This window comes from Marilutibacter maris, assembly GCF_003233695.1.
Lineage (GTDB): Bacteria > Pseudomonadota > Gammaproteobacteria > Xanthomonadales > Xanthomonadaceae > Marilutibacter > Marilutibacter maris.
Genome location: NZ_CP029843.1, coordinates 1,366,813 through 1,390,890, shown reverse-complemented (window position 1 = coordinate 1,390,890; position 24,078 = coordinate 1,366,813). Strand labels below are relative to the sequence as shown.

The following is a 24,078-nucleotide window of genomic DNA, read 5'->3' as shown; positions in this document are numbered from 1 at the left end:
ATGATGACGCGAACCCCGACCCGCCGCCTGCTCGCCCTTGCCCTGTCGACCGCGCTGTACCCGGCAATGGCCCTGCCCGCGATGGCACAGACGACGGCACCGTCCCTGCCGAGCCCGTTCGATCCTGCCGCCTCCTTCCCGGCCGCCCCCAGTGGCTTCACCGTCAGCGACATCCGCGTCGACGGTCTGCAGCGCATCGCCGCGGGCACGGTGTTCACCTACCTGCCGGTCGAGCGCGGCGACGTGATGGACCAGGCCCAGGCCGGCGAGGCGATCCGCGCGCTCTACCGGACCGGCTTCTTCGAGGACATCACCCTGTCCCGCCAGGGCGACATCCTGGTGGTCACCGTGCGCGAACGTCCGGCGATCAACAAGCTGACCCTGACCGGCAACAAGGACATCCAGACCGAGGACCTGATGAAGGGCCTCAACGAGATCGGCCTGTCGGAGGGCAATACCTTCGACCGGCTGGCGCTGGACCGGGTGACCCAGGAGTTGACCCGCCAGTACAACAACCGCGGCAAGTACAACGTCGAGATCAAGCCGGCGGTGACCACGCTGGACCGCAACCGCGTCGACCTGACCATCGAGGTCAAGGAAGGCAAGGCCGCCAAGATCCGCCACGTCAACCTGATCGGCAACGACAGCTTCGAGCAGAAGGACATCCTGGAGACCTGGGAGTCGCGCGAGAGCAACTGGCTGAGCTGGTACCGTCGCGACGACCAGTACTCGCGCGAGAAGTTCTCCGGCGACCTCGAGAAGCTCAACTCCTGGTATCTGGACCGCGGCTACGTCGACTTCAGCATCGACTCGCCGCAGGTCTCGATCAGCGCCGACCGTCAGGACATGTACATCACCGCCGGCGTCACCGAGGGCGACAAGTACACCGTCTCCAGCGTCGAGATCACCGGCGACACCGTGCTGCCGAAGGAACAGATCCAACGGCTGGTCCTGGTCAAGCCCGAGCAGACCTTCTCCCGCCGCTTGCTGGAGGTCAGCTCCGACGCGATCACCGCCACCCTCGGCAACGTCGGCTACGCCTTCGCGCAGGTCAACACGATTCCCGACATCGACCGCGAGAACAAGACCGTCGGCGTCAATCTGCAGGTCGTCCCGGGGCCGCGCGTGAACGTGCGCCAGATCGTCTTCAAGGGCAACACCCGCACCGGCGACGAGGTCCTGCGCCGCGAGATGCGCCAGTTCGAGGGCTCCTGGTATTCGCAGGCGGCGATCGACCGTTCCAAGATCCGCCTGCAGGGCCTGGGATTCTTCGAGGAGGTCAATGTCGACACCCAGCCGGTGCCGGGCAGCGACGACCAGGTCGACGTGGTCTACAGCCTCAAGGAAACCACCTCCGGCAGCTTCGTGTTCGGCCTGGGCTACTCGCAGCTCAGCGGCCTGAGCACCCAGGTGCAGGTCTCGCAGAACAACTTCCTCGGCACCGGCAACCGGATGTCGCTGCAGGCGCAGCGCAGCGACTACCTGCAGCGCTACGACTTCTCCTACGTCAATCCGTACTTCACCGACAGCGGCATGTCGCTGGGCTACAACCTGTGGTGGCGCGAGTACGACTACGGCAACTTCAATACCGCCCAGTACTCCAGCACCAACGCCGCGGCGCAGGCGGTGTTCGGCATTCCGATCACCGAGACCGGCTCGATCACCGGCCTGTTCGGCATCGACAGCAACCAGATCTTCACCTTCCGCGGCCAGACCCCGGAGTCGATCGTCGACTACATCGACGCGATCGGCCAGCGCACCTTCCACGCCTGGCGCGGCGAGATCGGCTGGTCGCGCAACACCCTCAACAACGCGCTGACCCCGACCCGCGGCACCTCGCAACGGTTGTGGCTGGAGGCGACCCTGCCCGGCTCGACGGTCGAGTACTACAAGATCAACTACAACATCTCCAAGTACTGGCCGCTGTCGCGCTGGCTGGTGATCAACACCCGCGCCGAGCTCGGCTACGGCGACAACTACGGCGATGCGGTCTCGCGCAACATCTGCTTCACCCCGGGCTCGTACGTGGACACCGACGGCGACGGCAAGGTCGACACCTATGAGCCGGGCCCGGACCCTTCCGACCCCTGCGAAACCGATTCGACCGACTTCGTGAAGACGGTCACCGCCGACGGCCTGCCGTTCTTCGAGAACTTCTACGCCGGCGGCGTGCGCTCGGTGCGCGGCTTCCGCGACAACACCCTGGGCCCGCGCGAGGCGCCGTTCGAGGGCAGCAGCTACCGGCAGCCGGTCGGCGGCTCGGTCAAGACGGTCGGCTCGATCGAGGCGATCTTCCCGACCCTGTTCGACAGCCCGGCCGCGCGCGTCTCGGCCTTCGTCGACTTCGGCAACGTGTTCAAGGACGTCGATGCCTTCGATGCCGGCGAGCTGCGCGCCTCCACCGGCGTGGCCCTGCTGTGGCGCTCGCCGATGGGCCCGATCTCGATCAGCTACGCGTATCCGATCAAGAAGGACGACGACGACGAGCTCGAGCGCCTGCAGTTCACCTTCGGCGGCGCGTTCTGATCGCCTCCCGCCGCGTCCGCTACGCGGCGGGACCACGATGGAGGCTCCCGGGATGAATATGCCGTCGTACACCGCCGCCGCCCTGGCCGAGCGCTTCGGCCTTGGCGTGCACGGCGATGGCTCGGTCGCGGTCGAGAGCGTCGGCACGCTGGCCGCCGCCGGCGCCTCGCAGCTGGCCTTCCTGGCCAACCCCAAGTACCGCGGCCAACTCGCCGACAGCGGCGCCGGCGTGGTGGTGATGCGCGAGGCCGATGCCGAAGGCTTCGCCGGCACCGCCCTGATCGCGGCCGACCCGTATGCCGCCTTCGCCCGTATCGCCGCCCTGTTCGAGCCCCGCCCCGAGCGACCGCCGGGCGTCCACCCCTCGGCCGCCATCGACGCCACCGCCGAGGTCGCCGCCGACGCCCACATCGGCGCCTTCGTCAGCATCGGTGCGCGCAGCCGTGTCGAAGCCGGCGCGGTGGTCGGCCCGGGCTGCGTGATCGGCGAGGACTGCGTGGTCGGCGCCGGCAGCGAGCTGATCGCCCGGGTCACCCTGGTCACCCGGGTCCGCCTCGGTCATCGCGTGCGCATCCACCCCGGCGCCGTGCTCGGCGCCGACGGCTTCGGCCTGGCGATGGACAACGGCCACTGGCTGAACGTGCCCCAGCTCGGCGGCGTGGTGATCGGCGACGACTGCGAGATCGGCGCCAACACCACCATCGACCGTGGCGCGATCGAGGACACCGTGCTCGGCGAGGACGTCCGCCTCGACAACCAGATCCAGATTGGACACAACGTGACTATCGGTGCCCATACGGCCATGGCGGGTTGCTCGGCGGTCGCCGGCAGCGCGAAAATCGGCCGTTACTGCCTGATCGGCGGCGCCGCCGGCGTGCTCGGCCACCTGGAAGTCTGCGACCGCGTGGTGATCACCGCGATGAGTCTGGTCACCAGCTCGATCCGCGAGCCGGGCGAGTACTCGTCCGGCACCCCGTTGATGGACAATCGCAGTTGGCGCAGGAACGCCGCCCGCTTCAAGCAACTCGATGCGCTCGCCCGCCGCGTCCCGCGTGCGGAACCGTAGCGTCCCCTCCGGCCGGTTCGTCCCGCTCGTCCGGACAGCCGCGCCGGGACGTACCTGCAAGGAAACACGATGAGTTCGACCGTGAAGTTGCCGATTGACGTAACCGCGATCCAGGCCGTGCTGCCGCACCGCTACCCGTTCCTGCTGGTCGACCGGGTGGTCGAACTGGAACCGAACAAGCGCGTACTCGCCTACAAGAACGTCACGGTCAACGAGCCCTTCTTCAACGGCCACTTCCCCGGCCACCCGGTGATGCCCGGCGTGCTGGTGGTCGAGGCGCTGGCCCAGGCCGGCGGCCTGCTGACCCAGCTGGCCAGCGGCGGCAGCGCCGACGACCGCCTGTTCTACCTGGTCAAGATCGACAACGCCCGGTTCTCGCGGATGGTGGTGCCCGGCGACCGGCTGGAGCTGGAGGTCGTGCTCAAGCGCACCATCCGCAACATGGCCATCTACAGCGGCATCGCCCGCGTCGACGGCGAACAGACCGCCTGCGCGGACATCGTGTGCGCCGAGGTCGCAGCCTGACGATGCAGGCGACCATCCACCCCACCGCCGTCGTCGAGCCTGGCGCACGCCTGGGCGCGGACGTGCACGTCGGCCCGTTCTGCTACATCGGCGACGGCGTGACTGTCGGCGACGGTTGCCGGTTCGGCCCCCACTGCTCGGTGATGGGGCCGACCACGATCGGCAGCGGAAACCGCTTCGTCGGCCACTGCGCGGTCGGCGGCGAGCCGCAGGACAAGAAGTTCGCCGGCGAGCAGGTCGAGCTGATCATCGGCGACCGCAACACCTTCCGCGAGTTCGTGACCCTCAACCGCGGCACCGGCAGCGGCGGCGGCGTGACCCGGATCGGCAGCGACAACTGGCTGCTCGCCTACACCCATGTCGCCCACGACTGCGTGGTCGGCGACCACTGCGTGTTCTCCAACAACGCCACCCTCGCCGGCCACGTCACCGTCGGCGATCACGTGATCCTCAGCGGCTTCGCCGGCGTGCATCAGTTCTGCCGGATCGGCGCCCACGCCTTCATCGGCATGGGCGCCTTCGTCAACGGCGACGTGCCGCCGTTCGTGATGGTCGCCCAGGACGGCTACGGCCGCCCGCGCGGCATCAACAGCGAAGGGCTCAAGCGGCGCGGCTTCGACAGCGCGCGGATCGGCGCGATCAAGCGCGCCTACCGCGCGCTGTACGTGGCCGGGTCGTCGCTGGACGAGGCGCGCGCGAAGTTGACCGAGATGGCGGGCGAGAGCGCGGACGTGCGCGCGTTGCTGGACTTCATCGACAGCGCCGAGCGGCCGCTGCTGCGCTGAGGCTCCGCACGCCTCCGCAGGAGCGGGGTACGCCGCGAGGGATTCATCGGAAGGCCTGATCGCGGCATGCGCCGCTGACATGGACGGGTCCGTGGTCGCGGCTGTTCTATCATGCCGGCACCCGCCAAGCCGATCCGTCCGCCTTGTCCCCAGCACGCACTCCCCGGCCCGCCCCCCTCCGCATCGCACTCGTCGCCGGCGAGGCCTCCGGCGACCTGCTCGGCGCCGGCCTGATCGAAGCCCTCAGACAGCGCTACCCCGACGCCGAGTTCGCCGGCATCGGCGGCGACCGCATGCGCGCGGCCGGTTTCGACGCCTGGCACGATGCCGGCGAACTGGCGGTGATGGGGCTGTCGGAGGTGCTGCGCCACCTGCCGCGGCTGTTGCGGTTGCGACGCGGGCTGCGCCGCCGGCTGCAGGCGTGGCAGCCGGACGTGTTCGTCGGCATCGACGCACCCGACTTCAATCTCGGCGTCGAACGCTGGCTCAAGCAGCGCCGCCGCGAGGACGGTGGCCCGCGCACCGTCCACTACGTCAGTCCGTCGGTGTGGGCCTGGCGCGAGAAACGCGCGGCCAAGATCGGGCGCTCGGCCGACCGGGTGCTGTGCCTGTTCCCGATGGAACCGCCGATCTACGCCCGCCACCGGGTCGACGCCCGCTTCGTCGGCCACCCGCTCGCCGACGAGATGCCGCTGCAGCCCGATCGCGCGGCCGCGCGCGACCGGCTCGGCCTGGACCCGCAGCGCCCGGTGCTGGCGGTACTGCCCGGCTCCCGGCTCGGCGAGATCGAGCGGCTGGGACGGACCTTCATCGAGGCGGCGGCCCGGGTCGCCGCCGCGGCGCCGGGGCTGCAGGTGGTCGTGCCGGCCGCCAACGCCGCCTGTCGCGCCGCGATCGAGCCGCTGCTGGCCGCCGCCGGCCTGCCCGACATCCGCGTGACCGATGGCCGCGCGCGCACCGCGATGATCGCCAGCGACGTGGTGCTGCTGGCCTCCGGCACCGCGACCCTGGAAGCGATGCTGGCCAAGCGACCGATGGTGGTGGGCTACAAGGTCGCGCCGCTGACCTACCGCATCGTCAAGGGCCTGGGCCTGCTCAAGGTCGACCGCTACGCGCTGCCCAACGTGCTGGCCGGCGAGCGCCTCGTGCCCGAGCTGATGCAGGACGACTGCCGCGCGGACACGCTTGCCGACGCGGTGCTGGCCTGGCTGCGCGATCCGGCCGCGGTCGCCGCGCTGGAGCCGCGCTTCGCCGCGATCCATCGGCAGTTGCGCTGCGATGCCTCGATCCAGGCGGCGACGGCGATCGCCGGGCTGCTGAACGGCGCCGATGGCGCCGCGACCGACATCCGCGCGCATGGGTGAGCGTGCCGCCCACGCCGCGCACTGCGGCGACCTGTTCATACCCGAAGCGGCGGAGCCACATGTCGCGGGTGTCGACGAGGCCGGGCGCGGTCCGCTGGCCGGACCGGTCGCGGTGGCCGCGGTGATCCTCGACCCGGCCCACCCCATCGCCGGACTGAACGACTCGAAGAAGCTCAGCGGCAAGCGCCGCGAGGCGTTGTTTCCATTGATCCAGCGGCATGCGCTGGCCTGGCGGATCGAATTCGTCGAGCCGGCCGAGATCGATACGCTGAACATCCTGCAGGCAACCCTGGAAGGCATGCGGCGGGCGGTTGCCGGCCTCGACCCGTCGCCGCGGCTGGCCCGCATCGACGGCAACCTGGTGCCGCCCGGCCTGGGCTGCGCCGGCGAGGCGGTGGTCGGCGGCGACGCCATCGAACCGGCGATCATGGCCGCCTCGATCCTGGCCAAGGTCGCCCGCGACCGCGCGATGATCGCCCTCCACCGGCAGTGGCCGCAGTACGGCTTCGACGCCCACAAGGGCTACCCGACGCCGGTTCACCTCGCCGCGCTGCTCGCGCACGGCCCCTGCCCGGCGCACCGGCGCAGCTTCGCCCCGGTACGCCGGAGCCTGGAAGCTTCGCGCTGAGGCGAGCGCCGGCGTCGGCTGAACGGGTGGGAGCCGATCGTAACGGGCCAGCCGTCACGGTGCCTTTTCCCACTGGGCGCTAGGCTTTAAACGCCCGATCCTATCGACGCATCCCAACAGATGCCCGCCGGTTGCCGCCCAGGCCCGGCCCCAGGGACGCGGCGCACACGCCGGCCCGCCGCCCCCCGGAACCATCCGCACCGCCGGCGACGGAGGTGTGCGATGCGCCGCGCCCTGATCAACCCGCCCAGCCCACCGATGCCGTTCGGCGCCGATGCGCTGCCACCGGACGCACGCGATGCGGTGATGGCCTGGCAGCCCGCCGCGGTGGCGAGCTTCGACGCGCTGCTGCACGAGATCAATCCCGATGCCCTGCGGGTCGACATTCCGCGCCTGCAGGCGGTCGCCGAATGGCTGGCCGCGCTGCCGCCCGAACGCGCCCGCCAGCTGCTGGCCGACCGTCTCGAACGGATCGAGCTGATCCGCGCGATGCTGGCCGATCCCGACTGGGATACCGACGCCGGCACCCGTGCCCGGGTCGGCCGGCTGATCGCCTACATGGATCGCGACGACGACCTGATTCCGGACGGCACTCCGGCGCTGGGAATGCTCGACGACGCACTGATGCTGGAGCTGGCATGGCCGACGCTGGAGGCCGAGGTCGAGCAATACCGGGACTTCTGCGAATATCGGACCCGCGAACACCCCGGCGGCGATGCCCAGGCACGTCGCCAGGCCTGGTTCCGCGACCGCCTCGCCGAACTGGAGCAACTGCGCCACAACGCCCGCGTGAGCGCCGGGCACTACGTCGACACCCGGGCCTCCGAGGACAGCCCTCTGCGCGTGGTTTGACCCGATCGCGCGGCGATACCCGGGGCGGCGGGCGACCGTCCCGGGCGGGGAGTGGCCATCGCCGCGCCGTCAAGCCTTGTGCCTGCCCGGGGGACTGCTAACCTGCATGCCTGCAAGACGGTCGCTTCCGACCCCCAATGCCCGCATCCCGATTCGTCCACCTCCACCTGCACAGCGAATACTCGCTGGCCGACTCCACCGTCCGCATCGGGGAGCTGGTCAAGCGTAGCGTCGAGCTGGATCAGCCGGCCGTCGCGATCACCGACATCGACAACGTGTTCGCCGCGGTCAAGTTCTACAAGAAGGCCGAGGGCGCGGGCATCAAGCCGATCATCGGCGCCGACATCGGCCTGGCCGACGGCAACGAGGCGACCTCGCGACTGACCCTGCTGTGCCGCGACCGCGAAGGCTACCTGACCCTGTCGCGGCTGCTGACCCGGGTGTGGATGGAAGGGCACCGCGCCGACAGCGTGGCGATGCGCCCGGAATGGCTGCGCGAGGACAACGCCGGCCTGTTCGTGCTGGCCGGCCGCCACAGCCTGGCCGGCAAGCTCACCGTCGCCAACAAGCACGATCACGCCGAGGCCTGGCTGGCCGACTGGCAGGGCGCGTTCGGCGAGCGCCTGCACATCGAGCTGACCCGCGCCGGCCGCGACGGCGAAGAGGCGTTCAATGCCTTCGCCCTGCACGCCTCGGCCAAGCGCGGCCTGCCGGTGGTCGCCAGCAACGACGTGCGCTTCCTCGACCGCGAGGGTTTCGACGCCCACGAGGCCCGCGTCTGCATCGCCTCCGGCCGCGTGCTCGACGACCCCAGGCGACCGAAGGACTACAGCCCCGAACAGTATCTGAAGTCGACCGGACAGATGCTCGAACTGTTCGCCGACGTGCCCGACGCGATCGACAACGCGCTGGCGCTGGCCACGCGCTGCAACGTCGAGATGAAGCTGGGCGAGTACGCGTTGCCGGCGTTCCCGGTGCCTTCCGAGCACACCATCGAGTCGTGGCTGCGCAACGAAGCGCGCGAGGGCCTGTCCACGCGCTTGGAAAAGGCGCCGCTGGCCGAGGGCAAGACCCGCCAGGACTACGACGACCGCCTGGAGACCGAGCTCGACGTCATCATCAAGATGGGGTTCCCCGGCTACTTCCTGATCGTCGCGGACTTCATCAACTGGGGCAAACAGCACGACATCCCGGTCGGCCCCGGCCGTGGCTCGGGCGCGGGTTCGCTGGTGGCGTGGGCGCTGGGGATCACCGATCTCGATCCGCTGCCCTACGACCTGCTGTTCGAGCGCTTCCTCAACCCCGAACGCGTGTCGATGCCCGACTTCGACATCGACTTCTGCATGGACCGCCGCGACGAGGTCATCGACTACGTCGCGCGCAAGTACGGTCGCGACCGGGTCAGCCAGATCATCACCTACGGCACGATGGCGGCGAAGGCGGTGGTGCGCGACTCCGGCCGCGTGCTCGGCCATCCCTACGGCCTGGTCGACGGCATCGCCAAGCTGATCCCGAACACGCTCGGTATCAGCCTCGACGACGCCATGGGCGAGACCGAGAAGTCCCGCGCCAGCGAGGGGCTGGCCTCGCCCGACCTGATCGAGCGCTACAACAGCGACGAGGAGGTGCGCGACCTGATCGACCTGGCGCGCAGCCTGGAGGACCTGACCCGCAACGCCGGCAAGCACGCCGGCGGCGTGGTGATCGCGCCCAGTCCGCTGAGCGACTTCTGCCCGCTGTACGCCGAACACGACGGCGAGGGGCGCGGCAGGAACCCGGTCACCCAGTTCGACAAGGACGATGTCGAGGCGGTCGGCCTGGTCAAGTTCGACTTCCTCGGCCTGCGCACGCTGACCATCATCGACTGGGCGGTGAAGGCGATCAACGCGCGCCTGGCGAAGGATGGCCAGCCACTGCTGGACATCACCGCGCTGCCGCTGGACGACAAGCCCAGCTACGAGTTGTTCGCGCGCGGCGACACGGTCGCGGTGTTCCAGTTCGAATCCCGCGGCATGCGCGAGCTGCTCAAGCGCGCGATGCCGGACACCTTCGAGGACATCATCGCTCTGGCGGCACTGTTCCGCCCCGGCCCGCTGGGCTCGGGGATGGACAAGGAATGGGTGGACCGCAAGCACGGCCGCACCGAGGTCAGCTATCCGCACCCGCTGCTGGAGCCGGTGCTGTCCCCGACCTACGGCGTCATCGTCTACCAGGAACAGGTGATGCAGATCGCCCAGGTGCTGGCTGGCTACACGCTGGGCGGCGCCGACATGCTGCGTCGCGCGATGGGCAAGAAGAAGCCCGAGGAGATGGCGAAGGAGCGCGCCAAGTTCGAGACCGGCTGCGCCGAGCGCGGCATCGCGGCGAGCCAGGCCACGCCGATCTTCGACCTGATGGAGAAGTTCGCCGAGTACGGCTTCAACAAGTCGCACTCGGCCGCCTACGCGCTGGTCGCCTACCAGACCGCATGGCTGAAGGTGCACTACCCCGCCGAGTTCATGGCCGCGGTGCTGTCCTCGGACATGGACAACACCGACAAGGTCACCGGCTTCCTCGACGAATGCCGGGTGATGGAGCTGGAGGTGCTGCCGCCGGACGTGGGGCACTCGGAGTACATGTTCGAGGCGGTGGCGCCGGGCACGATCCGCTACGGCCTGGGCGCGGTGAAGGGCGTGGGCCGCGGCGTCTGCGAGGCGATCGTCGAGGCGCGCCGCTCCGGCCCGTTCAAGGACCTGCTGGATTTCTGCAAACGGGTCGACGGCACCAAGCTCAACCGCCGCGCGCTGGAGGCGTTGACCCAGGCCGGCGCGCTCGACGCGCTGGGTTGCAACCGCGCCAGCCTGATGCTGCAGCTGCCGGAAGTGCTCAAGGCCACCGAGCAGCTTGCCCGCGAACGCGCCGCCGGCCAGGTGTCGTTGTTCGGCGGCGGCGAGTCGCCGGTCGCCGAGTTGCACATCGACCTGCCCGAGGTCGCCGAATGGCCGCTCACGCAACTGCTCAACGGCGAACGCGAGACCCTTGGCCACTACCTCAGCGGTCACCCGTTCGACCCCTACCGGGACGAGTTGCGCGGCCTGCTCGGCCACGACCTGGGCGATCTGGAAAAAATCTGGGAGTCGCGTCCGGAATCGGCCCGCAGCGGTTGGCGCCCGGAAGTCGAAAGCGTGGTCGCCGGCCAGGTGGTGGCGATGCGCAAGAAGGGCGACAGCCAGATGTTCGTGCAGATCGAGGACGGCCGTGGCCGCCTGGAGTGCGCGTTCTTCGCCGAGACCTACGCCGAGTACGCCGCGCTGTTCAGCCGCGACCGCCTGCTGATCGTGCAGGGCGGTCTGCGCGAGGACACCTTCAGCGGCGGTTTCGCGCTCAAGGCGCAGCGCTGCTGGGATTACGCCGCCGTCTGCGCGAACCATGCCCGCCGCCTGTCGCTGCGGCTGGATCTGCGCGTGCCCGGCATCTGGCAACAGGTCGATGCGCTGCTGGAACGGCACCGTCCGGGCAAGACCCCGATCCGGCTGGACCTGCTGCGCCCCGGCGCCGCCGGCATGCTCGATCTCAACGGCAGCCATTCGGTCCGCGTCGACGCCGACCTGGTCACCACCCTGCGCGCCGTGCCGGGAGTCAAGGCGGTCAAGCTGGCGCTGGCGCGGCCCTGGAGCTGACGCCGTCACGCCCGTTGTCCGCGGGCTCACTTAAGATGAGGGTCGCATGATCGACTTCGTCGCCACCTTCATCTTCTTCTTCGCGGTGATCGACCCGATCGGGACGATTCCGGTCTTCATCGCGGTCACCCGTCAGTACGACGAACGCACCCGCCGCCGGATCGCCAGACGCGCGACCCTGATCTCGGCCGCGATCCTGATCTTCTTCGTGGTCGCGGGGGAACTGATCCTGACCGCGGTCGACATCCCGCTGTCGGCGTTCCAGATCGCCGGCGGGATCGTCCTGTTCCTGTTCGCGCTGTCGATGATCTTCGGCGAGAGCAAGCCCGAGCAGGAGGTGAAGATGGCCGAATGCGGCCACGAGACCGCGGTGTTCCCGCTCGCGGTGCCATCGATCGCCAGCCCCGGCGCGATGCTGGCGGCGGTGCTGCTGACCGAGAACGACCGCTTCAACATCTGGCAGCAGGCGCAGACCACGCTGACCATGCTGGCGGTCCTGGCGGTGGTGCTGGTGTGCATGCTGCTGGCCACGCGCCTGCACCGCTTCATCGGCAACAGCGGCGCGAGCATCATTAGCCGGGTGATGGGCCTGATCCTGGCATCGGTCGCGACCGCCAGCGTGCTGGGCGGAATCAAGGACTATTTTGGCCTCTGAGCGGGCCGCGTCCGCGCGCCAGCCACCGGGCCCGGGCCCTACCCGATACGCGACCAGCGTGCAAGATCCGTACCAGACGGCTCGGTACGGACCCCGGGGGTCGGCTAGACTGTGCCCTTTCCCGGCGGCCCACCGCCCACTATCTGCCGACGCATGAATCCGAACTACCTCGACTTCGAGCAGCCGATCGCCGACCTGGAAGCCAAGATCCAGGAACTGCGCCACGCCAGCCATGGACCGGCGGTGGATGTGGATGCCGAGGTGCATGCGCTGCAGGACAAGCTGCGCCAGCGGACCGCGCAGATCTTCCGCGACCTCAGCCCGTGGCAGGTCTCGCAGCTGGCCCGTCATCCGGCGCGGCCGTACACGATGGACTACATCCGGGTGATCTGCGACGAGTTCCAGGAACTGGCCGGCGACCGTGCGTTCAAGGACGACGCCGCCATCGTCGGCGGCCTCGGCCGGATCGACGGCCGCAGCGTGGTGATCATCGGCCACGAGAAGGGGCGCGACACCAAGTCCAAGGTCAGGCGCAACTTCGGCATGCCGCGACCGGAGGGTTACCGCAAGGCGCTGCGGCTGATGAAGCTGGCCGAACGCTTCAAGCTGCCGCTGGTCACCTTCATCGACACCCCGGGCGCCTATCCCGGCATCGGCGCCGAGGAGCGCGGCCAGTCCGAGGCGATCGCGCGCAACCTGCTGGAGATGAGCGAGCTGCGCACGCCCATCCTCTGCACCGTGATCGGCGAGGGCGGCTCCGGCGGCGCGCTGGCGATCGGGGTCGGCGACCGCACCCTGATGCTGGAATACAGCACCTACTCGGTGATCTCGCCGGAAGGCTGCGCCTCGATCCTGTGGAAGGACGCGGCCAAGGCCAAGGACGCCGCCGAGCAGTTGGGCCTGACCGCCAAGCGCCTGCATGGCCTGGGCCTGGTCGACAAGGTCGTGCGCGAGCCGATCGGCGGTGCCCACCGCAATCCGAAGCAGATGGCGACCCGCCTCAAGGCGGTGCTGCTCAACGAGCTCGACGCGCTGGAACAGATGCCGGCGGACGAACTGCTGGATCGTCGCTACCGCCGCCTGCGCGCCTACGGCGCCTACGACAACGCCTGATCGACAGCGCATGACGGCCGGGGCTCCACCGCTCGCGCGGGGAGCCCGGACGCGGACCTCTATTCCGCGTGCAGGACCCTCACCACCCTGCCAACGAGGGTGTCCTCGGCTATCGGCCCCATCATGCGGCCGTCCATGCTGTTGTCGCGGTTGTCGCCCATCAGCAGGTACTGGCCCTGCGGCACCGGTAGCGGCGCCATCCGGCAGGAGTAGTCCTCGACCGCACGACCGGGCGCCACGTAGTCCTCGCCCAGCGCGCGCCCGTCGATCATCAGCACGCAGTCCTCGATCGACACGGTCTCGCCGGGCAGGCCGATCACGCGCTGCAGCCAATGTTCGCCATACTCGGGATGGGCGAACAAGACGACGTCGCCACGCTCGGGGCCGCGGGCGCGGTAGGCGCCAGCGCGCACGATCACGATCTGGCCGGACTCCAGCGTCGGCGACATTCCCATCGAGGACATGCGATAGGGCGCATGGCCGAGGATGCGCTGGCGCGGGTCAATGGAGTTCGCCCCCAGCGGGTTGAGCAGGTACATGCCGATCGCCGCGGCCGGCAGCAGCACCGCCAGCGACAGCAAGCCCCTGACCAGCCAGCGACGCCACGCCTCGGTCCTGCCTTCGCTCATCGCCCACCCCGCCACACGCCCTGGAACCGACTCCGATGGTACATGCGGCGCGGATCGCATCGGCCACCAATTAGACTTGATCCATGCTGTCCGACCTGCCGCCCGACGCCCCCTCGCCCGCGCCACTGCTGGTGGCCTATAGCGGCGGACTGGACTCGACCGTGCTGCTGCATCTGCTGGCCGGCGAGCCGCGCCGGCGCAGCGACGGCCTGCGCGCGATCCACGTCCATCACGGTCTGCACCCGGATGCCGACGACTGGGCACGGCACTGCCGGCGTTTCTGCGACGCGTTGGCGGTCCCGCTGACCGTGGTCCGTGTCGAGGTCGCGCGCGATGCCGGGCTCGGCCTGGAGGCGGCGGCGCGCCACGCCCGCCACGCCGCGTTCGAGGCGGCGCTGGGAACGGACGAGGTGCTGGTCACCGGTCATCATCGCGACGACCAGGCCGAGACCTTCCTGCTGCGCGCGCTGCGCGCCTCCGGCACCGACGGCCTGGCGGCGATGCGCGCCTGGCGGCGATGCGGCCGGGGCTGGCTGTGGCGACCGCTGCTGGAGACGCCGCGCGCGGCCCTGCTGGGACACGCCAGGACACACGCCCTGCGCTGGATCGAGGACCCCAGCAACGCGGACACCTCGCTGGACCGCAACTTCCTGCGCCGCCGTGTGCTGCCGGCGCTGCGCGAACGCTGGCCGCACGCCGACGCCGCGCTGGCCCGCAGCGCCGCGCTCAGCGCCGAATCCGCGACCCTGCTCGAACGCGACGACGCGCAGGCGCTGGCCGGGGCCGGCACCGCCGACCCGCACTGCCTCGGTGTCGCCGCCCTGCTGGCCCTGCCGACAGCGCGTCGCCACCGCGTCCTGCGCCGCTGGACCGCGGCGCTGTCGCTGCCGCCGCTGCCGGCCAGCGGCATCGCCCGCATCGACGGCGAACTGCTTGCGGCCAGCAGCGACACCCAGGCGGGCTTCCGCTGGGCCGGCGCCCGCATCCGCCGCTGGCGCGGCCTGCTGCATGCCGACCGCGAACGCTCCGCCCTGCCCGACGACCTCGACCTGGGATGGGACGGCCGTCGGCCGCTGACCTTGCCCGGCGGCGGCACCCTGTGTCTGGAAGGCACCGAGGCCCTGCCGGCGCCGTGCCGGGTGCGCGCCCGCCGCGGCGGCGAGCGCATCGTCCTGCCAGGCCGCGGTCACCACCATGCGCTCAAGCAGGTGCTGCAGGACCTCGAAGTGCCACCCTGGGTGCGCGAGCGGCTGCCGCTGCTCGAGGACGGCTCCAACCAGCTGCTGGCCGCCGGCGACCTGGTCTACTCGGCGGCCTTCGACGACTGGCTGCGCGCCCGGCAGGCGCGGCTGGTGTGGCACGACGGTCCGCCTGCGCGGGAATCGCCCGAGCCACTGTAGGCGCGACGAGAGTCGCGATCGGGTCGCCCCGCGAACGCTCCATCGCGGCTTGCGTCGCTCCTACGAAAATCGTTGCCATTCCCGCTGCCGACGAGGCCGTCCGGACCACCTGCACGGAATCCCGTAGGCACGGCCTGAGCCGCGATTGGGCCTTCCCATGAAAGTGCTATCGCGGCTTGCGCCACGTCCACGATCGCCCCACGCGCCCACAAAAGCGGCGACCAAGGCGATAGACTTCTCCCATGGCCAAGAAACCCGCCACCGAAGCCTCGCCGGTCGCCGATTTCGAGCAGTCGCTGGACGCGCTCGAACAATTGGTCGAGAAGATGGAGCAAGGCGAGATGAGTCTGGAAGACTCGCTCGCCGCCTACGAACGCGGCGTCGGCCTGTATCGCAAGTGCCAGGCCGCGCTCGAACAGGCCGAGCTGCGCGTGCGTCTGCTCAGCGATCCCCAGGACCCTGCCGGCGGGCGACCATTCGACGCCGCCGACGCCCCCCGCCCCGACGATGTCTGAGCGCGATTTCGCGCGCTGGCGCGCGCGCGCGGACGCGGCGCTGGCCCGCTGCCTGCCCGACCCCGACGCTGCGCCACGCAGGCTTCATGCGGCGATGCGTCACGCGGTCCTGCTCGGCGGCAAGCGGATGCGGCCGATGCTGGTCTACGCCAGCGGCGAGCTGTGCGGTGCCGCCCCCGAGACCCTGGATGCGCCGGCCGCCGCGATCGAACTGATCCACGCCTATTCGCTGGTCCACGACGATCTGCCGTGCATGGACGACGATGCGCTGCGCCGCGGTCAGCCGACCGTGCATGTCGCCTTCGACGAGGCGACCGCGGTGCTCGCCGGCGACGCCCTGCAGACGCGCGCCTACGAGCTGCTCGCCGACGCCCCGGTGCCGGATGCGACCCGGGTCGCACTGTTCCGGGTGCTGGCCGGCGCCTCCGGCGCGGCCGGCATGTGCGGCGGACAGGCGCTGGACCTGGATGCGACCGGCAACGGCCACGCAATGTCGGTGCAGGCCCTGAAGCGATTGCATGCGCTCAAGACCGGAGCGCTGATCCGCGCGGCGGTGCGGATGGGCGCGCTGTGCGGCGGTGCCGACCGGGAGCAGACCGAGGCCCTCGACCGCTTCGCCGATGCGATGGGGCTGGCGTTCCAGGTCCGCGACGACATCCTCGACATCGAGAGCGACAGCACCACGCTCGGCAAGACCGCGGGCAAGGACCTGGCGCAGGCCAAGGCGACCTTCCCCGCGCTGATCGGCATGGTCGCCTCGCGCTGCCTGCTGTCCGACCTCGCCACGACGATGGACGCGGCCCTGTCGGATTTCGGCGAGAGCGCCTCGGCGCTGGGCGCATTGGGCCGCCTCGCCATCGAACGCGACCGCTAGCGATCGCTGTAAACGAACAACGCCGGCACTGGGCCGGCGTTGTCGTGATGCCGCGCGGGACGCGCGATCGACCGATCGGACTCAGCTGATCAGGCGAAGGGTGAACGGATAGCGGAAGTTTTCTCCGTTCGCCGTCTTCACCGCCGCGACGATGCACAGGATCAGGTTCGCCAGCCCCACCAGCGGCATCAGCAGCGCGCCGATGATGACGAAGGTCAGGATGAAGGAGACGACGAACGCGATCATGATGGTGATCTGGAAGTTCAACGCTTCCTTGGCCTGCTCGTTGAGATAGGCCTTGGCGGAGTTGTCCTTGTTGATCAGCCACACGACCAGCGGCATCACCACGCTGAAGAGCAGCCCCGAGAGATGGGTCAGCATCGCCAGGTTGCGGTCGTCGCTGCCGGCCGCATCGGTCGAGGCCGATTCGGGCGCGGCCTGCTGCGGCGGCGGAGACGCCGGCGGCTCGTTGTGCGGGGGCGGCGTCTGGGACGGCTCGTTCGGGTCTTGGGTACCGCTCATCGTGGATCTCCCTGAAGGTTCGGACGAAGGTTTCAGACCTCTCACTGTCGGCTGATCGCTCCTGCCCGTCAACTGCCGGAAGCCATGGCGGCCTCCGCCCGGAGGCGCCGTCGTCGCCTCGATCCTCGCTCAACCCTCGCCGGCGACGGTCATCGCGCCGATCAGGATCGAGCCGGTGCGCACGTGCGAACGCGGGTCGACATCGCTGCCGACCGCCTCGATCGCGCGGAACATGTCCTTCAGATTGCCGGCGACGGTGATGCCGTCGACCGGATGGGCGATCTCGCCGTTCTCGACCCAGAATCCGGCCGCGCCGCGCGAGTAATCGCCGGTGATGCTGTTGACGCCCTGCCCCATCAGCTCGGTGACCAGCAGGCCGCGGCCCATGCCGCGCAACAGGTCCTCGAAGCCGCCGGCGTTGGCCGCGACCTGCAGGTTGTGCACGCCGCCGGCGTTGGCGGTGGTCTTCAGGCCGAGCCTGCGTGCCGAGTAGCTGCCGAGGATGTAGCGCTGCAGCACGCCATCGAAGACCAGCGCCGACTCGCGCGTGGCCACGCCCTCGGCGTCGAAGTTGGCCGAGCGGAAACCGCGGCGCAGGAACGGCTGTTCCTCGATCGCGAACCACTCCGGAAACAACCGGGTACCCGCGCTGTCGAGCAGGAAGCTGGCGCGACGGTACAGGGCGGTGCCGGAGACAGCCCCGAGCAGGTGTCCGACCAGCGAACGCGCCATCTCGGCGGAGAACAGCACCGGATAGCGGCCGGTGGCGAGCTTGCGCGGGGCCAGGCGCGACACCGTGCGCTCGGCGCCACGGCGGCCGATCGCCGCGGCCTGCTCCAGGTCGTCGGCGGCCAGCGCGATGCTGTACCAGCCGTCGCGCTGCATCGCATCGCCACGCCCGGCGATGAAGGCGCTGCCGATGCTGTGCTGGCTGCCGCGCTCGCGACCGATGAAGCCATGCGAGTTCGCGTAGACGCCGAGGCTGGTGCCGGTACCGAGCGAGCTGCCGTCGGAGTTCTCGATCCTGGCGTCGAAGTCGCGCCCGGCCTGCTCGGCGGTCAGCGCCAGCGCGATCGCCCGTTGCGGATCGTGTTCGACCTCCCATGGATGCCAGTCGTCCAGGTCGCGCCAGCCGCCGTCGGCCTGCGGCGTCGCCATCAACTCGGCATCGGCGAGGCCGGCCGCGGCGTCGTCCTCGGTGTGGCGGGCGATCGAGCAGGCCTGCTCGACCGTCGCCGCCAGGCTGTCCTCGCGCAGGTCGGCGGTGCTCGCGCTGCCCTTGCGCTGGCCGAAGTAGACGGTCACCGCGATGCCGCGGTCGCGCGAGGCCTCGACCGTCTCGACCTCGCCCATCCGCACGCTGACGTTGAGTCCGGTCTCCTCGCTGCAGGACACTTCGGCCTGGCTCGCGCCCTGCCCGCGACAGCGCTCGAGCAGTTTCAGGGACAGCGCCTCCAGCGCGTCCAGGCGGGCCTGACTGTCGTCGTGGACGGGAATGCTCGGGGGGTGGTGGCCAATGCCTTATCCTTTCTGTTCTGGGCCCGGCGCCAGCCGGCTCCGGGTACGACCCTTCATTGGAAACATCGGCCCGACGCCGGCGCAAGCCGGTGCGACGGGCGGTAGAGAAGAACGAACATGCGTGGAACCGACGACGACACCGGCGAATACCTCAGCCCCAGCCGCAGCCAGCGACGCCGCGAGGCGCTGGACGTGCTCGAACTGGGCCGCAGGCTGTCGGAGCTGACCGACGCCCAGCTCGAACGCCTGCCGCTGCCGGAATCGCTGCTGCCGCACATCCGCGAGACCCGCCGCATCACTTCGCACATCGCCCGCAAGCGCCAGCTCGCGTTCCTGGCCAAGCAGATGCGCCGCGAGGACGAGGAGGTCCTGGACGCGGTCCGCGACGCGATGGACGAGAGCGGCGAGGCCGCGCGTCGCGAGGTCGCCGCGATGCACCGCGCCGAGTCCTGGCGCGAGCGCCTGCTCGAGGACGGCGACGCCGCGCTGGCCGAATTCATCGACGCGTTCCCGGCTGCCGACCGCCAGCACCTGCGCCAGCTGGTCCGCAACACCCTGGAGGAACGCAAGCGCAACAAGCCGCCGCGCGCGTTCCGCGAGCTGTTCCGCGAGGTCCGCGAGGCCATCGCCGGCAACGCCGACGACAACGCGGGCAGCGCCGACGACGACCACGGCTGAACGCCCACGGCGGCATCCGCCGCGCCGCATACGTCGAGCCCCCGCGCCGACACGCCGGTCCGCATCAGGCGCGGGTGCCGCCCACGGTCAGCCCGTCGATCAGCAACGAGGGCTGGCCGACGCCGACCGGAACGCTCTGTCCGTCCTTGCCGCAGACGCCGACGCCCTCGTCCAGCGCCATGTCGTGGCCGACCATGCGCACCTTCTGCATCGTCTCCGGACCGTTGCCGATCAGGGTCGCGCCCTTGACCGGCGCAGTGACCTTGCCGTTCTCGATCAGGTAGGCCTCGGTCGCGCTGAACACGTACTTGCCGCTGGTGATGTCGACCTGGCCGCCGCCGAAGTTGACCGCGTACAGACCGCGCTCGACCGAGCGGATCATCTCCTCCGGGTCGTGCGTGCCGGCCAGCATGTAGGTGTTGGTCATGCGCGGCATCGGCAGGTGGGCGAAGGATTCGCGGCGGCCGTTGCCGGTCGGCGCCATGCCCATCAGCCGTGCGTTGAGGGTGTCCTGCATGTAGCCGACCAGGATGCCGTCCTCGATCAGCGGGGTGCAGTGGGTCGGCGTGCCCTCGTCGTCGATGTTCAAGGAACCGCGGCGGCCGGCCAGGGTGCCGTCGTCGACGATGGTCACGCCCGGCGCGGCGACCCGCTGGCCCATGCGCCCGGCGTAGGTACTGGTGCCCTTGCGGTTGAAGTCGCCCTCCAGGCCATGGCCGACCGCTTCATGCAGCAGCACGCCGGGCCATCCCGGGCCGAGCACCACCGGCATCACCCCGGCCGGCGCGTCGATCGCCTCCAGGTTGACCAGGGCCTGGCGCAGGGCTTCGCGCGCGAGCCGCTCCGGCAGGCCGCCGTCGAGCAGCTCGGCATAACCGTAGCGGCCGCCACCGCCGGCGTAGCCGCTTTCGCGGCGGCCGTCCTGTTCGACGATGACCTGCACGTTGACCCTGACCAGTGGGCGCACGTCCGCGGCGAGCACGCCGTCGCTGCGCGCGACCAGCACGGTGTCGACGCTGCCGGACAGGCTGACCATCACCTGGCGCACGCGCGGGTCGGCCGCGCGCAGCATCCGGTCGACGCGCCGCAGCGCCTCGACCTTGGCTTCGTTGGCATAGCCGTCGATCGGATCCTCGGCCGGATAGAGGCCGCCGCCGCCCGGATTGCGGCTCAGCGCCTGCGCTCCGACCACGCGGCCATCGCGGGCGATCGCCCGCGCCGAGCCGGCGGCTTCGAGCAGGGCCTGGCCGTTGATCTCGTCGGAATAGGCGAAGCCGGTCTTCTCGCCGCTGATCGCACGCACGCCGACGCCCTGCTCGATCGAATGGGCGCCGTCCTTGACGATGCCGTCCTCCACCGACCAGCTCTCGCGCCGGCTGTGCTGGAAATACAGATCGCCGAAATCCACGCCGGGGCCGAGCAGGGTGCCGAAGGCGCGCTCCAGGCCACCGGTGTCGAGCCCGGCGGGAAGCAGGAGACGGGATTCGGCCAGTTGCAGGGGCTGGGTCATGGGTTGGATGTCCGGAAACAGGGGGATGCGGCAGCTCGACGGCGGCGCAAGCCGCGATCCTCGGCTGTCGCGGGAAGGCCTCGCCGCGGCTTGCGCCGCTGGTACAGGCAGGATGGGTCCCGAAGGGCGGTCAATCAACCCGCCGGTGGCGCCGATTCGGCCGCGGCCCGGCGACTCTGTTCACGGGTCTGGACCTCGACCTTGGGCGACTTCCAGGGGCCGGTCACGCGGTAGACGCGGGCGGCGATCTGGCCCAGCGGCTTCTCCAGCACCACGTTGGCGGCGGCACCGATCGCCGCACCCACCGGCCCGCCGGCGATCGCCCCGACCGCGGTCAGCAGATTGCCGGCCTTGGGTCGCACCTCGATGGTCTGGTCGAAACGCTCGCTGCGCAGGTGGGTGGTGCCGCTGATCGCGATCGCCGCGGCCGGTCCGTCGATCAGCAGGTCGTCGCTGCGGGCCAGGCCATCGGCGAACACCACGTTGCCGGCGACCCGGTTGAAGGCGAATCCCTTGGAGAACAGGTCGCCGAAATCCAGCAACAGCCGGCGCGGCAGCTGGGCGATGCTCAACAGGCCGAGCATGCGCCCGGCACCGGGCTCGACCTCGAGCAGGTGGCCATCGCGCGCATCGATGCTCAGGCGCCCTTCCAGCGCACCGGCCGAGAACGCCGCCGGACTGCCGGACCATCCGGCATCGAATTGCACGCGGCCGCGGCCGTCGCCGATCCGGCCGGCCAGGCCGAATCCCAGTCCGTCGAACAACTCGCCGAAATCCTCGCTGCGCAGTTCCAGCTGCATCCGGGTCCGCGCGGCGGCGCCGCGGCCGTTCCAGTCGCCGCTGACCTCGATGCTCTGCTTGTCGGCGCGCGTGTGCAGGCGCTCGATGCGCATGCCCGTCGCGGTCGGATGCGAGCGGAACCCGGCCTGTCCCAGCGCCGCGTCGTTGAGACGGAAGTCGGCGACGTCGATCGTCAGCGGCGGCACCGCCGCCGGATCGAGTGCGTCCGCCTCGGCACTGGCGATCGCCGCCGGCACCGCGTCGACCACGTCGCTCGCCTCTATCGTGGCAGTCGCGGCAGGCGCGACGGAAGCGTCCGCGGCCACCGTCGGCGCGCGCCAGTAGACCCGATCGAAGCGGCCGACGATGGCCTGCCCGCCGCTGCGCGGAATCGCCAGCCGCCCCTGCAGGTGTTCGCCGGACGTCGCCACCGCGAGGGCGCCGTCGGCGCCGGGCGTGACCACGACCCGGGTGTCGGGGAACACGCCGGCGAGCATCTGCAGCTCGCTGGCGGTCACGTCGATCCGTTGCAGCGGCATCGCGCCGCCGGTGGTCCCGGCCCGGCCGAGCGCGATCCATTCGATCGCATCCAGCTGCGCGGCATGGCCGCTGGCGATCAGACCCTGCGCCGGTGCCGGTTGCGTCACCTCGGTACTGCCCAGGGCGATGCGCACCCCTGTCTGGCCGTTGCCGCTGCGCGCGCGCACCGCCATGCGATCGCCCAGCGCCACCCGCACATCGCCGCTCCCCAGCGGCAATGGCGTTTCGATCGTCGCCGCCAGCGACTCGCCGGCCGGCTTGCGCAACGGCGCCGGCAGTTCCAGCGCGGTGCCGACCAGGTCCGAGCCCAATCGCAACCGCGACGCGGCCTGCGCACCGTCGACGGCGCGCGGCACATCGACGCCGACGGTCCAGGACGAGCGCCCGGACAGGTGTGGCCGCAACCAGTCCAGGTCGGGCACCCGCGCGATCAGCTCGCGCACCGGGATCGAAGCCTGCAGTTCGCCCTCGAAGGCATGCCCCGGATCGCGCACATGGCCGTCTCCGGCGCGCAGCGCGAGGGTCCCGGGCAGTCCCTCGTGAACCACGCTCAGGCCGTCGGCCCGGAAGCCGCCGCGCGAGTAGCGGGCGCGACCGCGGACCTGGTCGAACGCCAGGTCCAGCGCGAATCCGACAGTTTGATGCCGTCGACATCGACGCTGCCGTCGATCTCGGTATGGCTGCCCTTCTTCATCGGCAACCGCAGTGCGAAACCGACCCGGGCCGGACCGCTGGCCTGCAACGAGGCCAGGTGCTCGCCGATGCTGTCGTCGAGCGGACTTTGCCGCAGCAGTTCGAGCAACCGCCTGGCATCGCCGTCGCCGTCGGCATCGACGGACAGACGGCCACCGACGTAACGATCGATGCCGGCCTCGATTCGGCTGATCGCGACGCCGGCGATGCGCCCGCGGCCGCTGACATCGAAACCCTCGGCGACGAAGCGCACGTCCGCGTCGAGCTCCTCGACCGCCGGCCAGCCGGGCTGGAAGCGGATCTCGCCCTGCTCGATCCGCGCGGTGGCCTCGAACAGGCCCTGATGGTCGCGGAACGGCCAGTCGTCGAGATCGCCGCTGATGATCGCGCGGCCGTCGCGGACGGTACCGCCCTGCAGGGCCGCGTCCAGCCAGGCCACCGCCGCCGGCGGCATCCGGTGATGAACCCAGAACCCCTTGGCGACCGGCACCGCGGCATCGTCCAGGCGTGCGGCGATGTCGATCCGCGGCCGGCTGCCATCGCCCTGCCAGCCGAGGCCGCCGCGCACATCGGCGGCGAAACTGCCGCCGTCCAGGCGCAACGCACCGGTCGCGACCCGCCAGCCGGCACCGTCGCGCCAGCCGGCGATGTCGCCGGCGAGCTTGACGGTATGGACCACGCCGAATCCGCTCGGCCAGTCGAACCGCATCGGCGCGTTCTCGTCCAGCCTCAGCACGAAACCCGACTGGTCGCCGTCGATCACCCCGCCCAGGCCGCTGATTCCGGGCGCATCGCCGAGCGCCTGGAAGCCGGCGCGCTCGATCCGGGCATGCGCACGCAGCGCGCCGCCGCTCTCGCCGGCGACACGGATGTCGCGCAGCACCGCCTGCGGCCGGCTGCGCTGCAGCCAATCGCGCAACGCCGGCGACAGGCGGTCGCTGAACGCCGCCACCGCCAGCAACGGGCCGATATCGATGCGCTCGGCCTGCACCGCGAAACGCCGACCACCGGCCACGCCCAGGCCGTCGAGCACCTGGCGCGCGTCGCCCTCGCCGACCCGCAGCACCGGCGCATCGAAGCGCCAGCCATCGTCGATCAGTCGCCAGCGCGCGCGGCCCTCGACACGGCCGAACCGGACCGTGCGCTCGTCATTGCCGGCCGCCGGCACCAGGGCGACCTCCTCCAGCAGGGTATCCACGGTCACCGCGGTGATCCGATGGCCGCGCAGCTCGGCCCAGGCCTCGGC

The 24,078-nt window shown here is 70.5% G+C and carries 20 protein-coding genes; 14 read left to right on the top strand and 6 right to left on the bottom strand.

Going from position 1 to position 24,078, the window contains the following annotated elements; genetic code table 11:
* Positions 1–3 precede the first annotated feature (3 nt).
* The 10 genes from bamA to C9I47_RS06060 all read left to right on the top strand — a co-directional run bounded on the left by bamA (position 4) and on the right by C9I47_RS06060 (position 13,173).
* Positions 4–2,526 (top strand): outer membrane protein assembly factor BamA, encoded by a 2,523-nt coding sequence (bamA, locus tag C9I47_RS06105; protein ID WP_111267994.1) that lies wholly within the window; start codon positions 4–6, stop codon positions 2,524–2,526.
* 52 nt (positions 2,527–2,578) lie between these two features.
* Positions 2,579–3,592, top strand: coding sequence for a UDP-3-O-(3-hydroxymyristoyl)glucosamine N-acyltransferase (gene lpxD / locus C9I47_RS06100; RefSeq protein WP_111265957.1), 1,014 nt, complete (start codon positions 2,579–2,581; stop codon positions 3,590–3,592).
* Between the two features lie 69 nt (positions 3,593–3,661).
* Positions 3,662–4,117: a 3-hydroxyacyl-ACP dehydratase FabZ gene (gene fabZ / locus C9I47_RS06095; protein ID WP_111265956.1), complete on the top strand. Its 456-nt coding sequence runs from the start codon at positions 3,662–3,664 to the stop codon at positions 4,115–4,117.
* Positions 4,118–4,119: 2 nt separating this feature from the next.
* Complete coding sequence (gene lpxA, locus C9I47_RS06090; protein ID WP_111265955.1) at positions 4,120–4,902, top strand: acyl-ACP--UDP-N-acetylglucosamine O-acyltransferase; 783 nt, start codon at positions 4,120–4,122, stop codon at positions 4,900–4,902.
* Between the two features lie 101 nt (positions 4,903–5,003).
* Positions 5,004–6,266, top strand: a complete 1,263-nt coding sequence (lpxB, locus tag C9I47_RS06085) for a lipid-A-disaccharide synthase (RefSeq protein WP_111265954.1) — start codon at positions 5,004–5,006, stop codon at positions 6,264–6,266.
* Complete coding sequence (rnhB, locus tag C9I47_RS06080) at positions 6,259–6,894, top strand: ribonuclease HII (protein ID WP_111267993.1); 636 nt, start codon at positions 6,259–6,261, stop codon at positions 6,892–6,894. The genes lpxB and rnhB overlap by 8 nt, the downstream gene beginning before the upstream one ends.
* Before the next feature lie 222 nt (positions 6,895–7,116).
* Positions 7,117–7,746 carry a YkvA family protein gene (locus C9I47_RS06075; protein WP_111265953.1) on the top strand — a complete coding sequence of 210 codons (630 nt, stop codon included), beginning with the start codon at positions 7,117–7,119 and terminating at the stop codon, positions 7,744–7,746.
* A 137-nt stretch (positions 7,747–7,883) separates the two neighbouring features.
* On the top strand, positions 7,884–11,405 hold the full coding sequence (dnaE, locus tag C9I47_RS06070; protein ID WP_111265952.1) for a DNA polymerase III subunit alpha: 3,522 nt from the start codon (positions 7,884–7,886) through the stop codon (positions 11,403–11,405).
* 46 nt (positions 11,406–11,451) lie between these two features.
* On the top strand, positions 11,452–12,060 hold the full coding sequence (locus C9I47_RS06065) for a MarC family protein (protein ID WP_111265951.1): 609 nt from the start codon (positions 11,452–11,454) through the stop codon (positions 12,058–12,060).
* Between the two features lie 153 nt (positions 12,061–12,213).
* Positions 12,214–13,173 carry an acetyl-CoA carboxylase carboxyltransferase subunit alpha gene (locus C9I47_RS06060; protein WP_111265950.1) on the top strand — a complete coding sequence of 320 codons (960 nt, stop codon included), beginning with the start codon at positions 12,214–12,216 and terminating at the stop codon, positions 13,171–13,173.
* A 59-nt stretch (positions 13,174–13,232) separates the two neighbouring features.
* Here the strand turns inward: C9I47_RS06060 and lepB are convergent, their stop codons facing one another.
* Positions 13,233–13,802, bottom strand: a complete 570-nt coding sequence (gene lepB, locus C9I47_RS06055; RefSeq protein ID WP_190238621.1) for a signal peptidase I — start codon at positions 13,800–13,802, stop codon at positions 13,233–13,235.
* Positions 13,803–13,885: 83 nt separating this feature from the next.
* On the opposite strand from lepB, the gene tilS reads away from it, so the two are divergent.
* The 3 genes from tilS (at position 13,886) to C9I47_RS06040 (ending at position 16,591) form a co-directional block, all read left to right on the top strand.
* Complete coding sequence (tilS, locus tag C9I47_RS06050; RefSeq protein WP_111265948.1) at positions 13,886–15,202, top strand: tRNA lysidine(34) synthetase TilS; 1,317 nt, start codon at positions 13,886–13,888, stop codon at positions 15,200–15,202.
* Positions 15,203–15,444: 242 nt separating this feature from the next.
* Positions 15,445–15,717 (top strand): exodeoxyribonuclease VII small subunit, encoded by a 273-nt coding sequence (locus C9I47_RS06045; protein WP_111265947.1) that lies wholly within the window; start codon positions 15,445–15,447, stop codon positions 15,715–15,717.
* Positions 15,710–16,591, top strand: a complete 882-nt coding sequence (locus C9I47_RS06040; RefSeq protein ID WP_111265946.1) for a polyprenyl synthetase family protein — start codon at positions 15,710–15,712, stop codon at positions 16,589–16,591. The genes C9I47_RS06045 and C9I47_RS06040 overlap by 8 nt, the downstream gene beginning before the upstream one ends.
* A gap of 81 nt (positions 16,592–16,672) precedes the next feature.
* On the opposite strand, the gene C9I47_RS06035 is transcribed toward C9I47_RS06040, so the two are convergent.
* Complete coding sequence (locus tag C9I47_RS06035; RefSeq protein ID WP_111265945.1) at positions 16,673–17,113, bottom strand: DUF4870 domain-containing protein; 441 nt, start codon at positions 17,111–17,113, stop codon at positions 16,673–16,675.
* A gap of 129 nt (positions 17,114–17,242) precedes the next feature.
* Positions 17,243–18,631: a metalloprotease PmbA gene (gene pmbA / locus C9I47_RS06030; protein ID WP_111265944.1), complete on the bottom strand. Its 1,389-nt coding sequence runs from the start codon at positions 18,629–18,631 to the stop codon at positions 17,243–17,245.
* A gap of 117 nt (positions 18,632–18,748) precedes the next feature.
* Here pmbA and yjgA point away from each other — a divergent pair, with 117 nt between their 5' ends.
* The gene (gene yjgA / locus C9I47_RS06025; RefSeq protein WP_111265943.1) at positions 18,749–19,309 is read left to right on the top strand and encodes a ribosome biogenesis factor YjgA; all 561 of its coding nucleotides are present in this window, start codon (positions 18,749–18,751) and stop codon (positions 19,307–19,309) included.
* Positions 19,310–19,373: 64 nt separating this feature from the next.
* Here the strand turns inward: yjgA and tldD are convergent, their stop codons facing one another.
* The 3 genes from tldD to C9I47_RS18265 all read right to left on the bottom strand — a co-directional run bounded on the left by tldD (position 19,374) and on the right by C9I47_RS18265 (position 24,060).
* Complete coding sequence (gene tldD / locus C9I47_RS06020; RefSeq protein ID WP_111265942.1) at positions 19,374–20,819, bottom strand: metalloprotease TldD; 1,446 nt, start codon at positions 20,817–20,819, stop codon at positions 19,374–19,376.
* A gap of 134 nt (positions 20,820–20,953) precedes the next feature.
* Positions 20,954–22,756, bottom strand: coding sequence for a YhdP family phospholipid transporter (locus C9I47_RS18270; protein WP_455363795.1), 1,803 nt, complete (start codon positions 22,754–22,756; stop codon positions 20,954–20,956).
* On the bottom strand, positions 22,690–24,060 hold the full coding sequence (locus C9I47_RS18265; RefSeq protein ID WP_455363794.1) for a YhdP family phospholipid transporter: 1,371 nt from the start codon (positions 24,058–24,060) through the stop codon (positions 22,690–22,692). Before C9I47_RS18265 ends, C9I47_RS18270 begins: the two co-directional genes overlap by 67 nt.
* Positions 24,061–24,078 lie beyond the last annotated feature (18 nt).

Bases quoted from the DNA above. Each gene is read 5' to 3' on its own strand.
- fabZ (WP_111265956.1), top strand. From the start codon at position 3,662: ATGAGTTCGACCGTGAAGTTGCCGATTGACGTAACCGCGATCCAGGCC.
- dnaE (WP_111265952.1), top strand. From the start codon at position 7,884: ATGCCCGCATCCCGATTCGTCCACCTCCACCTGCACAGCGAATACTCG.
- lpxD (WP_111265957.1), top strand. From the start codon at position 2,579: ATGAATATGCCGTCGTACACCGCCGCCGCCCTGGCCGAGCGCTTCGGC.
- rnhB (WP_111267993.1), top strand. From the start codon at position 6,259: ATGGGTGAGCGTGCCGCCCACGCCGCGCACTGCGGCGACCTGTTCATA.
- C9I47_RS06075 (WP_111265953.1), top strand. From the start codon at position 7,117: ATGCGCCGCGCCCTGATCAACCCGCCCAGCCCACCGATGCCGTTCGGC.
- yjgA (WP_111265943.1), top strand. From the start codon at position 18,749: ATGCGTGGAACCGACGACGACACCGGCGAATACCTCAGCCCCAGCCGC.
- C9I47_RS06060 (WP_111265950.1), top strand. From the start codon at position 12,214: ATGAATCCGAACTACCTCGACTTCGAGCAGCCGATCGCCGACCTGGAA.
- C9I47_RS06035 (WP_111265945.1), bottom strand. From the start codon at position 17,113: ATGAGCGGTACCCAAGACCCGAACGAGCCGTCCCAGACGCCGCCCCCG.
- C9I47_RS06045 (WP_111265947.1), top strand. From the start codon at position 15,445: ATGGCCAAGAAACCCGCCACCGAAGCCTCGCCGGTCGCCGATTTCGAG.
- tldD (WP_111265942.1), bottom strand. From the start codon at position 20,819: ATGACCCAGCCCCTGCAACTGGCCGAATCCCGTCTCCTGCTTCCCGCC.
- tilS (WP_111265948.1), top strand. From the start codon at position 13,886: ATGCTGTCCGACCTGCCGCCCGACGCCCCCTCGCCCGCGCCACTGCTG.
- C9I47_RS06065 (WP_111265951.1), top strand. From the start codon at position 11,452: ATGATCGACTTCGTCGCCACCTTCATCTTCTTCTTCGCGGTGATCGAC.
- C9I47_RS06040 (WP_111265946.1), top strand. From the start codon at position 15,710: ATGTCTGAGCGCGATTTCGCGCGCTGGCGCGCGCGCGCGGACGCGGCG.
- lepB (WP_190238621.1), bottom strand. From the start codon at position 13,802: ATGAGCGAAGGCAGGACCGAGGCGTGGCGTCGCTGGCTGGTCAGGGGC.
- bamA (WP_111267994.1), top strand. From the start codon at position 4: ATGACGCGAACCCCGACCCGCCGCCTGCTCGCCCTTGCCCTGTCGACC.
- lpxA (WP_111265955.1), top strand. From the start codon at position 4,120: ATGCAGGCGACCATCCACCCCACCGCCGTCGTCGAGCCTGGCGCACGC.